At 39.8% G+C, this 15,947-nt stretch carries 13 protein-coding genes; 4 read left to right on the top strand and 9 right to left on the bottom strand.

All coding sequences use genetic code 11. From position 1 onward, the window contains the following. Nucleotide 1 precedes the first annotated feature (1 nt). The 4 genes from M313_RS0104185 to M313_RS0104170 form a co-directional block, all read right to left on the bottom strand. Nucleotides 2-1,366: a dihydrolipoamide acetyltransferase family protein gene (locus M313_RS0104185; RefSeq protein ID WP_010192768.1), complete on the bottom strand. Its 1,365-nt coding sequence runs from the start codon at nt 1,364-1,366 to the stop codon at nt 2-4. A gap of 294 nt (nt 1,367-1,660) precedes the next feature. Then, a complete protein-coding gene (locus tag M313_RS0104180; RefSeq protein ID WP_010192766.1) occupies nt 1,661-2,638 on the bottom strand; it encodes an alpha-ketoacid dehydrogenase subunit beta in 978 nt (325 codons plus the stop codon). Nucleotides 2,639-2,641: 3 nt separating this feature from the next. After that, a complete protein-coding gene (pdhA, locus tag M313_RS0104175) occupies nt 2,642-3,757 on the bottom strand; it encodes a pyruvate dehydrogenase (acetyl-transferring) E1 component subunit alpha (RefSeq protein ID WP_010192765.1) in 1,116 nt (371 codons plus the stop codon). A gap of 526 nt (nt 3,758-4,283) precedes the next feature. After that, nucleotides 4,284-4,949: a YkyA family protein gene (locus tag M313_RS0104170; RefSeq protein ID WP_010192764.1), complete on the bottom strand. Its 666-nt coding sequence runs from the start codon at nt 4,947-4,949 to the stop codon at nt 4,284-4,286. Between the two features lie 216 nt (nt 4,950-5,165). Between M313_RS0104170 and def the strand changes: the two genes are divergently transcribed. After that, a complete protein-coding gene (def, locus tag M313_RS0104165; protein ID WP_010192762.1) occupies nt 5,166-5,720 on the top strand; it encodes a peptide deformylase in 555 nt (184 codons plus the stop codon). Between the two features lie 230 nt (nt 5,721-5,950). Here def and M313_RS0104160 read toward each other — a convergent pair whose 3' ends face one another. After that, nucleotides 5,951-6,739 (bottom strand): Cof-type HAD-IIB family hydrolase, encoded by a 789-nt coding sequence (locus M313_RS0104160; RefSeq protein ID WP_010192761.1) that lies wholly within the window; start codon nt 6,737-6,739, stop codon nt 5,951-5,953. 19 nt (nt 6,740-6,758) lie between these two features. After that, entirely contained in the window at nt 6,759-7,664 is a 906-nt protein-coding gene (locus tag M313_RS0104155) for a DMT family transporter (RefSeq protein ID WP_010192760.1), read from the bottom strand. Between the two features lie 792 nt (nt 7,665-8,456). Here M313_RS0104155 and M313_RS0104150 point away from each other — a divergent pair. Together M313_RS0104150 and rnjA are read left to right on the top strand one after the other, a co-directional pair. Then, nucleotides 8,457-8,666 carry a DNA-dependent RNA polymerase subunit epsilon gene (locus M313_RS0104150; RefSeq protein WP_010192759.1) on the top strand — a complete coding sequence of 70 codons (210 nt, stop codon included), beginning with the start codon at nt 8,457-8,459 and terminating at the stop codon, nt 8,664-8,666. A gap of 6 nt (nt 8,667-8,672) precedes the next feature. Next, the gene (gene rnjA, locus M313_RS0104145; RefSeq protein ID WP_010192757.1) at nt 8,673-10,340 is read left to right on the top strand and encodes a ribonuclease J1; all 1,668 of its coding nucleotides are present in this window, start codon (nt 8,673-8,675) and stop codon (nt 10,338-10,340) included. 107 nt (nt 10,341-10,447) lie between these two features. Here rnjA and M313_RS0104140 read toward each other — a convergent pair whose 3' ends face one another. After that, nucleotides 10,448-11,128 carry a potassium channel family protein gene (locus M313_RS0104140; protein WP_087942033.1) on the bottom strand — a complete coding sequence of 227 codons (681 nt, stop codon included), beginning with the start codon at nt 11,126-11,128 and terminating at the stop codon, nt 10,448-10,450. Between the two features lie 159 nt (nt 11,129-11,287). Here M313_RS0104140 and M313_RS0104135 point away from each other — a divergent pair, with 159 nt between their 5' ends. Next, nucleotides 11,288-11,752, top strand: coding sequence for a helix-turn-helix transcriptional regulator (locus M313_RS0104135; RefSeq protein WP_029326329.1), 465 nt, complete (start codon nt 11,288-11,290; stop codon nt 11,750-11,752). A 400-nt stretch (nt 11,753-12,152) separates the two neighbouring features. Here the strand turns inward: M313_RS0104135 and M313_RS0104125 are convergent, their stop codons facing one another. After that, nucleotides 12,153-14,000 (bottom strand): ABC transporter ATP-binding protein, encoded by a 1,848-nt coding sequence (locus M313_RS0104125; RefSeq protein ID WP_010192751.1) that lies wholly within the window; start codon nt 13,998-14,000, stop codon nt 12,153-12,155. Nucleotides 14,001-14,016: 16 nt separating this feature from the next. Continuing rightward, on the bottom strand, nt 14,017-15,771 hold the full coding sequence (locus M313_RS0104120; RefSeq protein ID WP_010192749.1) for an ABC transporter ATP-binding protein: 1,755 nt from the start codon (nt 15,769-15,771) through the stop codon (nt 14,017-14,019). Nucleotides 15,772-15,947: the final 176 nt, after the last annotated feature.

Genomic DNA, 15,947 nt, shown 5'->3' with positions numbered 1-15,947 from the left:
ATTAACCCTCCATTAACAATAATTGTGGATCGTTCAATAGACGCTTGATATGGTTAAGCGCATTTTGAGCAGTAGCGCCATCAATCATACGATGGTCAAAGCTTAGTGATAATGCTAGAACTAGAGCCACTACAATTTCTCCGTCTTTCACTACAGGTTTTTCTGCGATACGGCCGATACCTAGAATCGCAACCTCTGGATGGTTAATAACCGGTGTGAACCATTGTCCACCAGCAGATCCGATGTTTGTGATTGTGCAAGATGCACCTTTCATTTCATCAGATGCCAATTTACCGTCACGTGCTTTTCCAGCAAGTTCATTGATTTCGTTGGAGATAGAGAAGATAGACTTTCTGTCCGCATCTTTCACTACAGGAACTAATAAGCCTTTTTCTGTATCAGCAGCGATTCCAATGTTGTAATAGTGCTTGTGAACAATCTCGTCTGTTGCATCATCTAGAGATGTATTAAGTACAGGGTACTCGCGTAACGCAGATGTAAGTGCTTTAACTACGTATGGTAAGAATGTTAACTTAATACCTTTGTCTGCTGCAACTGATTTGAATTTCTTGCGGTGAGCAACAAGCTCTGTCACATCAATCTCATCCATTAATGTTACGTGAGGTGCAGTGTGCTTGGAGTTAACCATCGCTTTAGCGATTGCACGACGCATACCACTCATTTTCTCACGAGTCTCTGGGTATTGACCAGCAGGAATTGCTTGTTTTTCTTGTTTTGTTTCTGTTTTTGTTTCTTCTTTAGCTGCAGGAGCCGCTTCAGTAGTAGTTTCTTCTGCTTTAGCGCTTCCTCCGCTTAAGAATGCATCGATATCGCTCTTAAGAACACGGCCATTGTCGCCGGAACCAGCTACTTGACGAATTTCTACGCCTTTTTCACGAGCATATTTGCGTACAGAAGGCATTGCGATTACACGTCTGTTTGGATCTACTTCTACTTGCTCTTGAGTACCAGCGCCAGTTTCAGCTTTTGGCTCTTCTTTAGGCGCTTCTTCTTTTTTCACATCTTGACCAGCTTCAGCTGTTGCTTGAACTTGTCCTTCTGTTTTTTCTTCTGCTTTTGCATCGTCGCTTCCGTGGTCGTCACCTTTAAATTTAAGGTCTTCATAACCTGGTGCGTCTAGTGTGATGATGGTTTGTCCAACAGTACAGACAGTACCTTCTTCCACTTTTAATTCCGTTACTTTCCCTTTAACAGGAGATGGAATTTCTACGACTGCTTTATCGTTTTGTACTTCACAAAGTACATCATCTTCTTCGATTTCGTCACCTGGTTTTACGAACCACTTTACGATTTCACCTTCATGGATACCTTCACCGATATCTGGCAGTTTAAATTCGAATGCCACAGTATTCAACCTCCTATGATAGATAGCTTTATAAGGAATCTGTTAACGTCTGTAGATTTCCGTTCCAGGTGTTCATTCCGCGGGACGGTGCTTGAGCCTCCTCACAACGCTCGGGGGTCTCAACCTACCGTTTCCCCCCGCAGGAGTCTCACACCTTGCACTCCAATCTACAGTAAGACTACTAAAACGAGATAACCTTCTTCTGCTTACTTTTGTATAAAATGGAGAGCCCACTCTTGGCTAGGCGAAGAATGGACTTCCTTTTGGTAGTTCTGTTGAAGAACTGGTTATATATTAGAAGTTCAGAACTTTTTTCGCTGTTTCTAGAACATCTTTATGATTTGGCAACCATACGCTCTCTGCTTGAGAGAATGGGAATACCGTATCAGGTGCAGCTACACGTAATACCGGTGCTTCTAGGCTTAGAATTGCACGGTCGTTGATTTCTGCTACGATGCTTGCTCCGATACCAGCTTGTTTTTGTGCTTCTTGGACAACAATTGCACGGCCTGTTTTTTCAACAGATGCAATGATTGTTTCGATATCCAATGGGCTAATTGTACGCAAGTCGATTACTTCTGCAGATACGCCGTCTTTTTCAAGTTGGTCTGCTGCTTTTAAGCACTCATGTACCATTGCGCCGTAAGTAACCATTGTGATGTCGGATCCTTCACGTTTAACGTCAGCTTTACCGAGCTCAATTGTGTACTCTTCTTCTGGAACCTCTTGTCGGAAAGAACGGTATAATTTCATGTGTTCCAAGAAAACAACTGGATCGTTATCACGGATTGCAGAAATTAAAAGACCTTTCGCATCATATGGAGTTGCAGGAATTACCACTTTAAGTCCTGGCTGTTGTGCCATAAGTCCTTCTAAGCTGTCTGCATGAAGTTCAGGTGTGTGAACCCCTCCACCGAATGGAGAGCGGATTGTAACTGGTGCGGACCAACGCCCACCAGTACGGTAACGCATACGAGCAAGTTGTCCACTAACAGAGTCCATTACTTCATAAACGAAACCGAAGAACTGGATTTCCATTACAGGACGGAAGCCAGTTACACCGAAGCCAACAGCAAGTCCACCGATTCCTGATTCTGCAAGTGGTGTATCAAACACGCGATCTTCCCCGAACTCAGCTTGAAGGCCTTCAGTTGCACGGAAAACCCCACCGTTTTGACCAACGTCTTCACCGAAAAGTAAGACGTTTTCGTCATTTTTCAATTCTGTGCGTAACGCATCAGTGATCGCTTGAATCATTGTCATTTGCGCCATGGCTTACTTCGACTCCTTCTCTTTGTAGATTTCATTTTGCTCTTTTAGGTTATTAGGAAGCTCTTCGTACATGAAAGAGATTAAGTCTGTGACTTTCTGTTTAGGTTGGTCATCTGCTTTCTTGATAGCAACCTTAATATCTTCTTTCGCTTCTTCAATTACTTTGTTCTCTGCGTCTTCGCTCCAGATCCCTTTGTTCTCAAGGAATTTACGGAAACGTACTAACGGATCTTTCTTTTCCCACTCATCATCAAGTTCAGAAGTACGGTAACGAGTTGGGTCATCTCCAGCCATTGTATGTGGACCATAACGGTACGTTAATGTCTCAATCAATGTAGGACCTTCACCATTCACTGCACGCTCACGAGCATCACGAGTTGCCGCGTAAACTGCTAATGCGTCCATTCCGTCTACCTGGATTCCAGGAATACCTGCTGCAACTGCTTTTTGAGCAATGGTACCTGCTGCAGATTGCTTTTCAACAGGAGTGGAAATAGCAAAACGGTTGTTTTGTACAACAAAGATTGCTGGTGCTTGGTAAGCCCCTGCGAAGTTAATACCTTCGTAGAAATCACCTTGGGAAGCTCCACCGTCTCCTGTGTATGTAATTGCTACCGTCTTTTTCCCTTTTTTCTTCAGTCCAAGTGCAACACCTGCAGTTTGAATGATTTGAGCACCAATGATGATTTGAGGTGGCAATAAGTTAACACCCTCTGGCATCTGGTTGCCGTGGAAGTGACCACGAGAGAATAGGAATGCTTGATATAAAGGAAGACCATGCCAGATCATCTGTGGCACATCACGGTATCCTGGTAAAATAAAATCATCTGCTTCTAGTGCAAATTGAGAAGCTAATTGTGAAGCTTCTTGACCTGCTGTAGGAGCGTAGAAACCTAGGCGTCCTTGTCTGTTCAAGCTAATGGAACGCTGATCAAGTACGCGAGTATATACCATACGGCGCATTAATTCTTTTAATTGATCATCACTAAGTTCAGGCATTGCAGCTTCATTTACTACTTCGCCTTCTTCATTTAAGATTTGGAACGTTTGGAATTGTTCTTCCACTTTCGCTTTCTGCTGCTTTGGATCAAATTTAGCATTTTTAGTTTTTGCAGCCATCTACGTCACCTCTTCCTTTCTATTAAGAGAACTATTTAATACATCATTACATACAAAAATAGGTTACCCAAAAACGTGTTTTAAAAGACATTTTTCTGTTTGTGATGCAAAAACGTATCTTTCCTCTTTTCGTGTCTTCAGCAATACGCATGATAAACACTTAAATTTATACTGTATTAATCTTTCCGAAGAAAATATTAATACAACTTTTCACCAAGGTCAAGTTTACAACACAGTTCGCAATCCCGTCAATCTCTTTGCTTGCATTGCTTTTCAAAACCAAAAAAAGTAAAAAGTTTATTCTGAACCCTTAACTGTACTAATACAACTTTTAAAACTGTATCACAATGCAGAACAGGTCAACTTCATGTTATGTCGTAATAATAAAAAACGCTATAAATCCCATTCCCGATATAACTCAATCTTAATCATTAACGAAACATTGACTATTTTGAGATAAGAATAAAACATATTTCTCCAACAAAAAAGACCCGGGGAGGCTAGCTCCAACGTGTCTTTTTTAAACTTAATTATCATAGCTGACGTTAAGTCCCGCTTTTTTGTAAAAATCCAATTTAGCTTTATTATACTGGTCGGTAAGGTCATTGAACGATTTGTTTGCTTCATTGATTTTTTCATACTTCTCATTCAAATCATTTATCTGGACTTGGAGTTGCTCCAAAGTCAAATCTTCCGTTTGGAATAACTCGTACATTTCTTTTTCGACTTCCATTGACTTCATATAATGATTCGATAAAGTCATGTAGGCTTCATAACGTTGTTCCATTAGCTGATATAACGCTTGTGCCTCTTTTTTCAACTCTTCATCTTCTAATGATTCGATAGAAGTTTTCACCTCTTCAAATTGACCCCTTGCTGCTTCTATGCTCTCTTTTTCATTTTTCATGGCAGCTTCTTTTTGTTGCACTAAAGCAAGCCCTTCTTGAGAAAGTTTAACAATTTGATCAAACTCTTTCATCCCAAGGGTAAGAATTTCTTCATAAATAGCAGATTCCTCTTTTTCTAATTCCAATAAAGGTCCTTGTTGCTCTTCAAAGCTGGCTTCAAGTTCAACTACTTCCTCTAATGTTTGAAATATCTCTTGTTCAGCTGATTCTCCATTAACACAACCTGCCAGTACTAGGGAAAAAGCCAGAGTACCCGTATATACAGTCCTTTTCCAAAAACGCAATTTAAATCCCCCTAACATATCTTCTATTTAACTATAAATTTTATTGCTAATTTTTACAATATGAAATTCATATGATAAGCATAAAATTAAATAAGGCAAAACGAATTGTTTTAAGTAACATACGCTTTTGGTAATATATAATGAGATAGATTGCAGCTACCATTTATAAGCTACTTTGGAGTATAGTATAAATGTATATTAGATAGGAGTGAAATCATGCTTACAGCGAAAGACATCATAAAAGAAGGGCATCCCACATTACGTGTAGTGGCAAGCGACGTATCCCTTCCCCCATCTCAGGAAGATTCCATTACTCTGCAAAAGATGATGGAGTACCTTCAAAACAGTCAAAATCCTGATATTTCTCAACAATATAATTTACGTCCTGGAGTCGGGCTGGCAGCTCCCCAAATTAATGTTCCTAAAAAGATGATTGCCGTTCATATTAGAGACGAAAGTGGAACACTACATAGCTACGCACTTTTTAACCCTAGGATCGTTAGCCATTCTGTTGAAAAAAGTTTTCTTACCTCGGGTGAAGGTTGTCTATCTGTAGATAGGGATGTCCCCGGACTTGTACCGAGATATGCTCGCGTAACGGTCAAAGCCACCACTCTGCAGGGCGAAGAAATTAAACTACGCTTAAAAGGATTAGTGGCCATTGTATTTCAACATGAAATCGACCATTTAAACGGCGTCATGTTCTATGACCACATAAACCAAGATAATCCATTCCAACCTCCAGAAGGAGCAATACCGATAGAAAGATGATTTTTCAAATTAAAAACATAAGTAAATGAAGTCATCTTGTTGATTGTAGTGGAAGGCGCGCAGACGCCCGCGGGAGGAAGGGACAGGTGAGACCCCGCAGACGAAGTCGAGGAGGCTCACGGACCGCCCGCAGGCAAGCGAAGCGCCTGTAACGGAAAGCAACCGAATCTTATTATTTTTTAATGGAAAGAAAGCCTGATCGACATTCGATCAGGCTTTCTTCTATATACTTAACGGATTTTCTGTTTTAGTAATCCAACTTGCTCGAGCCCAAGAAGAATTCCATCTTCCCCCACATCTTTCGTAACATGGTTGGCCACTTTCAATAACTCAGGATGAGCATTACCCATCGCCACCCCTGTTCCGACAAAATCAATCATTTCAATATCATTCAACCCATCTCCAAAAGCGAATACATTCTCTTTCTTAAATGGCAATCTTTCTAGCATCCTTTGAATACCGATTGCTTTAGAGCCACCTTTTGGAAGAATATCTGTAGAATATTGATGCCAGCGAATGAAATCAAAATCTTCATATGCCTTCACATAACTTTGCTGATGTTCGTCCTCTATGAACAATAATGCCTGATAAATTTCCGTCTCATCAAGAAAGCTTGGACCATATTCCGGATGAACAAACTTCAGGCTTCCCATACTTTCATTAATAAACGGATGATTTTCAACATTCGCCTTCATTGTTTCATGATTTAAATACACTAATGGATGTGACACTTTTTCGGAATTTTCACGTAGCAAATGCAATTTTTCTACATTTAGCGGGTTTTTGTATATAACTTCTCCTTCAAAAACGACATATTGGCCGTTAAAGCTCACAAAAGTATCTATCTCCAATTCTTTGCGTAGGTCCGCAAACATAAACGGAGCCCTTCCTGTAGCGATTGCGACATAAACTCCTTGTTCTTTCAGTTCTTTTATTGCTGTTTTAGTAGAGGTAGGTAGTTCTTTATCATGATTCAAAAGAGTCCCGTCTATATCAAAAAACACTATTTTCTTTTCCATTTTTAATCACCTTACTTCTTTAGACTGTGACATTTTTTATCACTTTTTGTTTTTTTGCCTTAGTTTTATACGAAGATAAATATACACCACTAAAGATTAGAATCAAACCAAAAAGCATGTGAGGGGTTATTTTTTCACCCAATAATAGGCTTCCCCATAACATGGCTGTTATCGGCACAATATACGTGACAAGAGAAGCAAACTCCGCACTCCCTTCCTTTACCATGTAATAATAAAGGAGATAAGCAACACCCGATCCAAAGACCCCTAAACCAATCAAAGATACAACAATGGAAACACTTCCTACTGCTAAAAATCCTGATGGTTGCACAAATGCCATCATAATCCCAGACAAGATTCCAGCTACTGCTAACGTACTAAACGATATAACAGTGATCGGAGTGTTTTGTAAATGCCTCTTGCTAAGGTGAGCACCGAAACCATAACAAATGGTTGCTCCCAACATCGTACCTACTCCGAGAAGATTATCCTGAAACAATTGTAGAATGTTCAATTCCAGTAAAACGATAATCCCAAGAAACCCGACACTGACACCAATCCATTGCATTTTCTCCATCTTACTTGAAAAGATGGAAAAGCCAATCAAGATTGTCCAAATCGGTGTCGTTGCATTGACAACCGAAGCCAGACTACTGCTGATCGATGTTTCACTAACTGCTATAAGCGCCCAAGGAAGGGCATTATTTAAAATTGCTATAAGAACAATAGGAAATAGCGGGAGGTTCCGGAGTAACTTTAATTTGTTCTGAATAAGTAGCAAGATTAAAAGCGTGCCAGCCCCAAAAATACACCGCCAAAAAACAACTCCCCAGACGCCTAAGTCCACTACAAGCAACTTTATAAATAGAAAGGACATGCCCCAAATCAAACTTAATGTAAATAATGCTGCATAGAGTCGTTTCATCCAACTTACCACCTTAACTTTTAGGGTAACGAAATAAATATTTATTTTAACCTACACGAAGAAAACGTTTGCTGTCAATGAAAATTTGGTCCTCATTTCAGATGTAATAAAAGACAACCAAAGGCCTTATTCCCAATAGACCATTTATATGTTACTCTGATGATAACCATACTAAATTCTACGTATATTGTTCAGAAGTGAAAGCCATTTCCTCATGTACTGAAATTTCGTATATTTACCAGCAACTATTTACTCTGTTTGACGCATATTAACTACTAACAAACAGAACGTACCTTAAGTACAAGGAGTGAAACGCTTATGCTAAGAAGGCTAAGAAAAAAAATACTGCGTAGAATGAACAATATTCTTAAACGAAAAACAATTGCCTAGTCCTTGCTATTAATGAGTCCTTCTTTATTGGAGGACTCTTACATATTATTTATCCATGAATTTGTCTTTCTCTGTTTTTAATCCTTTTCTATTGGAGAAAATAGAAAAGCACTTCTTTTAGGGAAAAACATGAAATTTCATGATGTATCGTATATAATATAGGGTAATAATGGCTTTTTGGCCAATGACCGGTTATGCTATATGGATATTACTAGGAAGCATTATTAAAAATTCGCGTTGTCTTTTTGTAAGGAAAAAAGCATTGTAGCTTGACGCAAGATAGTGGGTCGACGGACACTTCCGCCTTTTTCCCTTACATAAAATAACTATATATACTGGTTCCTTCCCTTACTGCCTAAGGAGAGGCGAAGGGCTAGAAGATTTTTTAAAGGAGAGATAGCAATGTTATTTAAAGTGTATTATCAAGAAGATGTAGCTGAAGCACCAGTGAGAGAAAAGACGGAATCTCTTTTTGTGGAAGCATCAGCAGTGTTTGAAGTCCGCAGAAAATTAAAGGACAAGCCATATAACATAGAATTTATCCAGCCTGTATCAGGAGATTTCTATGAGTATGAAAAGCAAGCCGAAAACTTTAAAGTATTGGAGATCTGATAGACAATGAAATTTGTAAAAAACAATCAAGCAGCGGTTTTCGCTTTAGGCGGGCTAGGTGAGATCGGGAAAAACACCTATGCAGTCCAATTTCAAGATGAAATCATCTTAATTGATGCCGGTATCAAATTCCCTGAAGACGAACTACTAGGAATCGATTACGTGATTCCAGATTATACGTATTTAGTAAAAAACCAAGAGAAAATTAAAGGCCTTTTCGTCACTCACGGACACGAAGACCACATTGGCGGAATCCCTTACCTTCTTCGTGAAGTAGACATTCCGGTTTATGGCGGCAAGCTTGCTCTTGGCCTTATCAAAAACAAATTAGAAGAACATGGTCTTCTTCGTAAGGCAAAACTAATTGAAATTCAAGAAGATGATATCATCAAGTTCCGTAAAACTTCGGTAACATTCTTCCGCACTACTCACAGTATCCCAGATTCATACGGAGTTGTTGTAAAAACACCTCAAGGGAATATCGTTCATACTGGAGACTTTAAGTTTGATTTCACTCCAGTAGGAGAGCCAGCTAACTTAACGAAAATGGCCGAGATCGGAAAAGAAGGCGTTCTTTGCCTATTATCCGACAGTACCAACAGTGAAATTCCTGACTTCACTATGTCAGAGCGCCGCGTTGGAGAGAGTATCCAGGACATCTTCCGCAAAGTTGATGGTCGTGTGATTTTCGCTACATTCGCATCTAACATCCACCGTTTGCAACAAGTTGTGGAAGCCGCTGTAGCTCACGGCAGAAAAGTCGCTGTCTTCGGACGCAGCATGGAAGCAGCAATCAATATAGGTCAAGAACTCGGTTATATCCAAGCACCTAAAGATACATTTATCGAAACGAACCAAATTAACCGTATGCCGGCAAACAAAGTCACTATCCTTTGTACCGGAAGCCAAGGAGAACCAATGGCCGCTCTTTCCAGAATCGCCAACGGTACTCACCGCCAGATTCAAATCATTCCTGGAGACACGGTTGTATTCTCATCTTCTCCTATCCCAGGAAACACATTAAGTGTAAACCGTACCATCAACATGTTGTTCCGTGCAGGAGCTGATGTTATCCATGGTTCATTAAGCGACATCCATACTTCCGGTCATGGTGGACAGCAAGAACAAAAACTTATGCTTCGCTTGATCAAACCAAAATATTTCATGCCTATTCACGGTGAATACCGCATGCAAATCACACACAAACAGCTTGCGATCGATTGTGGAGTACCTGAAGAAAACTGCTTTATCATGGACAATGGTGAAGTTCTTGCGCTTAGCGAAGATGAGGCTTCTGTAGCTGGTAAAATCCCATCCGGTAATGTGTACATTGACGGAAATGGTATCGGCGATATCGGAAACATCGTTCTACGTGACCGCCGCATCCTTTCAGAAGAAGGTCTAGTGGTTGTGGTAGTAAGCATTAACATGAAAGACTTCCGTATTGCTTCTGGGCCAGACATCATCTCACGCGGTTTCGTTTATATGAGAGAATCCGGTGACTTGATCAATGACGCACAGTCCTTGATTTCCAAGCATCTGAATAAAATCATGGAACGCCGTACAACACAATGGTCTGAAATCAAGAATGAAATTACGGACACACTTGCTCCGTTCTTATACGAAAAAACAAAACGCCGTCCAATGATCCTTCCTATCATCATGGAAGTTTGATTGTAAGGTAAAATAGTTGGAACTCCCCCTGACTTTTGTGGTTTGGGGGAGTTTTTTTGTATGAAAAAACCAGCAAGGGCTCCTCCCCTCACTGGTCCGCACTATTTCTATTCCTCCACCACATTCTTCTCAAAACGCGTAATATCTGTATCCGCACCGATAACAATGAGAATATCCCCTTGCCTGATCGCATCAGTCGCCTGAGGTGAAACAATGATATCTCTCCCCCGCTTAATCGCAACAATGTTAATTCCGTATTTAGCACGAATATCCAAATCAATCAATGTGTTTCCATCCAAACGCCTGCTAGCAACAATCTCCACGATACTATGCTCATCCGAAAGCTCTAAGTAATCAAGAACGTTATTTGAAACGATATTATGGGCAATACGTCTTCCCATGTCACGCTCAGGATGCACTACCTGGTCTGCACCAATGCGGCTCAAAACCTTTTCATGATAATCATTTGTCGCCTTAACCGTAATATGTTTAACCCCGAGCTCCTTTAAGATCAAGGTGGTCAAGATACTAGCTTGTATGTTGTCTCCAATAGCAACGATTACATGATCAAAATTACGGATTCCGATACTTTTTAACACAGCCTCATCCGTCGTATCGCCAACTACTGCATGTGAAGCGATATTAGCGAACTGATTTACTTTCTCTTCATCATTATCAATCGCGAGAACTTCTACCCCCTCATCGCTCAATGCCTGAACCATGCTTCCACCAAAACGTCCCAATCCAATAACGGCAAACTCTTTTTTCTTCAACGCTGCTTCCCCCATTTACTCTAATATGTATAGATACTATTGTACCATAATCAACAATTTTCTTGATTTTTTAATGATATCACACGTAATTATTTTCAGAAAATTATTGATTCCACCTCTTATAAAGTGTAAAATTACACATATAATATAAAAAGGAGCATTTGGCACCCTATGATGAATCAAGACGAAGCTATCACTTTACTTTCAAATAAACTCAAGCTCATCCGAACGGAACATAACTATACACAAGACAGAATGGCGGAAGTTTTGGGTATTTCTAAGAAGACACTAGTACAAATTGAAAAAGGCCGCACAAAAGCTGGCTGGACCGTTTGTGCAGCTACTTGCGCCCTTTTCCGTGAAAGCCAAGTATTATCCTCTGTGCTTGGCGCTGATCCCTTAGAAGTTATTGAAACAATTGCTCACGAGAAGATAGACACACCAAAAGATAAGACAATGGGCGGCAAAGTTTGGTGGAAAGAAATAAAAATGCAAGGGGAATTCCGCTTGCAACAAAATGTCATCAGTCAGCACTATAGAATTCTTGATGAAATGGACTTCCGCTGGTACAGCTCTTTTGAAAAAGAGGATGCGTTAGAGAGATTGAATGAGTTATCAGTACAAATGAAAGGAGAATGAACAGATGGATATCAATATTGTCTTCCTGATCGCTGTCCTCTGCCCTATTTTTCTGGCTGCTTGCTATATTACTGAAAAGATTGAGTATCATTGATCAAAATATCTATAGCCACGACTCTGGTTATTGCTTTAATCTCATTTCAAAGGCACTTTCATTTACATATACTTCCTGCAACAAGGGCGTTTTTGTGGGAATATATGGATTATCGATAATTTGAAGTGATTTATTGTATAATTGGAGAGGTTTATTGCATACTTTGACCACTTTATTGGCTAATTCCCCCCGTTTATTGACTAATTCCCAATTTAATTATTCTGTCGCCCGCTTTTAAGCAATTTCGTACGGTACATAAAAACACAAAAAGACATCGGCCTCAAAAACCGATGTCTTTTCTTATTTTCAGCTTACATCCTGCATTGTAAACTGCGCTTTTACCAAGTGATAATAAATACCGCCGTGCTCCATCAGCTTATCATGATTGCCTTGCTCCATGATATTCCCATGATCAAGGACAATGATGTTATCTGCTTCGCGAATAGTAGATAGACGGTGAGCGATAATGATCGCTGTACGACCTTTCAAAAGCTGTTTAAGAGCAGTCTGGATCTTCACTTCTGTTTCGGTATCAATACTCGCAGTTGCTTCATCTAAAATGATGATGCTTGGATCTGCTAACAAAGCACGGGCAAAGGAAATCAACTGTCTTTCTCCGACAGAAAGAACATTACCTCTCTCCTCTACTTCTGTTTCATATCCATTTTTCAGACGTTCGATAAACTCATTCGCCCCAACTGCTTCAGCAGCCGCTTTTACTTCTTCGTCAGTGGCAGTAGGTCTACCAAAGCGGATATTATCATTAATGGTTCCTGAGAAAATAAAGGTATCCTGCAAGACAACACTAATTTGAGAACGAAGGCTTTGAAGAGAGATGTCACGGATATTGTGTCCGTCGATCTTCACTTCTCCTCCTGTTGCATCATAGAAACGGGAAATCAAGTTGGCAATCGTCGTTTTACCAGAACCCGTATGACCAACCAATGCCACTGTTTGACCTGCCTCCATTTTCAATGAAATGCGGTTCAAAGCGGTACGTTTGCTGTCATAGGAGAACTCTACATCCTTAAACTCGATTTCACCGCGAATGGAATCCAATTGAATGGCGTTGTCCTTCTCATCCACAATCGGCTTTTCATCTAAAAATTCAAAGATACGTTCAGAAGAAGCCATACCAACAAGCAGCATATTATATAACTGTCCTAATCTAGAAATTGGTTCCCAGAACATCCCTAAGTAAAAAGCAAAAGAAATGAATATACCGACAGTTAATGTACTTGTGCCGCCAGTCACACTTTGTTGAATAAGGTAGGCCCCGTACCAAATAAGGATGGCCGTACCAACAGCATTTGTCATCTCAACAAATGGACGGAAAATGGCATTCTGTCTGGTCGCATTTTTCCAAGACTCAAAGTTTTCCGTATTAATACGGTCAAAGAATCCCATGTTCTCTCTTTCTTGTGTAAAGGATTGCGTAACGCGTACTCCTTGAATGCTTTCATTTAAATGAGAATTTAGCATGGATTGCTTTATCCGTACATCCTGCCATGCTCTTCTTATTTTCCTGCGCAAGCTTGTGGAAATGAAGAACATGATCGGCAAAATGATTAAAATTGCTGTAGCCAATTCTGGACTTAATGAAAAGAGAATCACTACGATACCAATTAATAAGATAAAGTCCATAAGCAAGTTGATAACACCGTTAGTAAACAATTCTTGCAGGGAGTTAATATCATTCATGATTCGAACAAGGATGGACCCCGCCGAACGTTGATCGAAAAAGCGGTGGGACAGTCCTTGTACATGTGTGAAAAGATGTTTCCTTAAATCATAAATGACATTCTGCCCAAGCATGTTCATCCATCGTATCCTCAATGCGTTCGCTACATAGGAAATGACATATAAAACAGATACAATTACTGCTAGTTGGACAAGCATATCCATGTCTTTTTGCTTAATGGCAACATCATATAAGTATTTACCAATGATGATTGGAATAGCTAGCCTTACAGCTGTTGCAATTAACATTGTAATAACTGCTAATGGCAACAAGGTTTTCGAATAAGGTTTCATATAAGAGAAGAGCCGCCACATCTGTTGCCAGTTAAATGGCTTCTCTATCGCATTATCAGTAGAATAATAGAATCTTTTTTTGACATTATCGTTCAATTCAATTTTCTGTTTTTTTCGCATTCTGTTTCACCTGCCTTCAGTTAGTCTGAGCTTCCAAAACCGTTTTTTGGTCCTTGTATTGGATATCATAGATTCTTCGATATGCCCCGTTCTTTTGGACAAGCTCGTCATGTGTCCCCCGTTCCACTACTTTACCCTCTTCTAACACGAGAATCTCATCCGCGTGTTTAAGTGAGGAAATACGGTGCGCAATGATAAACGTTGTTCTGCCGGCCAATGCGGCCTTTAATTCTCTTTGTATATTAAACTCAGTTTGCATATCTACCGCACTTGTTGCATCATCCAACACTAAGATACTAGGATCAAGAATCAACGCACGAGCAATCGCAATACGTTGTTTCTGACCGCCAGAAAGCCCCATTCCACGTTCTCCAAGCATCGTATCATAGCCATCAGGAAGTTCCATGATAAAATCATGCGCCTGCGCCATTTTAGCAGCTCGAACGATTTCTTCCATGGAAGCATTCGGTCGTCCGTAAGCGATATTGGATTTAATAGAAGAAGAGAATAAGAAGGATTCCTGAAGCACAAATCCGATTTGGTTTCGAAGTGAGTACAACGAGTATTTATTTACTTCTTCCCCATCAATTAAAATACGCCCGGACTGCGGCTCATAAAATCTCGTGATAAGCTGTGTGATACTTGTTTTCCCAGATCCAGTCGCACCGATTAATCCAATCTGCTTTCCTGGAGGCGCATCAAACGTAACATTTTCAAGAGCGGTTTTATCCTCATTTGGATAACTGAATGTCACATCTTCAAACGTTACATGCCCATTAAGATTTGGTACATCTTTGGCATCCGGTGAATCTTGAATGTCCTCTTCTGCTTCTAAAATCTCCAATAACCGTTCTCCTGAAGCTTTTGCTTGCGAGAACTGATTGATAACAAATCCTAAGTTTGCAATCGGCCAAACAATATACCAAACTAGACTAAAGAAAGCTACAAGTGCACCTTCTGACAGCTGGCCATTGATTACCAGGTAACCACCAAAAGCAAGAAGACCCACCACACAGGCATTCCCGATAAACTCCATCAGCGGGAAGAACTTAGCCCATACATTTGAAGTGGAAATATATTTATCCTTGTAGTCCACATTGGAATCATTGAACTTATTGATTTGGTGATCTTCACGAGATAAAGATTTGACCGTATTGATTCCGCTGATGTTCTCTTGTACATTCGTATTCAGTTTACCGAATGACTTACGGATTCCTCGGAATGCTGGATGAACTCTTTTATCGAAACGGTACGTGACAAATGCCAGAAAAGGCATAGCCAGCAATGTGACAAAAGTTAATGCTACTGAATAATAGAACATCAAACCTAAACTGATGGTTACCAACAACACGAATCGTATCAATTCAGCAAAACCAAATGATAAGAAAAACCTGAATCCCTCAACATCTGCTGTCAGTCTTGACATCAAATCCCCAGTCTTCGCATTATCATAATAACGAAACGGCAGGAATTGCAGTTTTTCATAAAGTTCATTTCTTAAGCGATAAACCGATCGGATCCCAAATAGGTCTCCTAGGAACTGATTGAAATACGTAAATAACCCCTTTAATGCCATGATTCCTATGAATCCAAGTGCAATATATGGTACGTATTGGAATTGTTGTTTTTCAATAACTTCATCAATGGTCACCTGTAAAATAACAGGATAGATGACAGTGATGACCGTTACTAAAAGCAAAAATATCAATGAAATATAGAAATTTTTGCGATAAGGCCAATAAAACTCTTTAAGCTTCTTAAAAGTCTCCACATGTATTCCCTCCCTTTGTTAACTCATGCTGGAAAATATAAGATAGTATCTAATATATCGAGTTTCGAAATATTTATCCAGTCTTTTTTAGAAAAATTTAAATTATTTATACTATTATTTTATTAGGTTACTTAAGACATGGTAAGTGACAGGAAGACCTATGTTTTCTACGTCTT

This window comes from Bacillus sp. m3-13 (genome assembly GCF_000175075.1).
Taxonomy (GTDB): domain Bacteria; phylum Bacillota; class Bacilli; order Bacillales; family Bacillaceae_I; genus Sutcliffiella_A; species Sutcliffiella_A horikoshii_C.
Note: the sequence above shows the minus strand (reverse complement) of the source record. Positions and strands in the feature narration are given on the sequence as shown.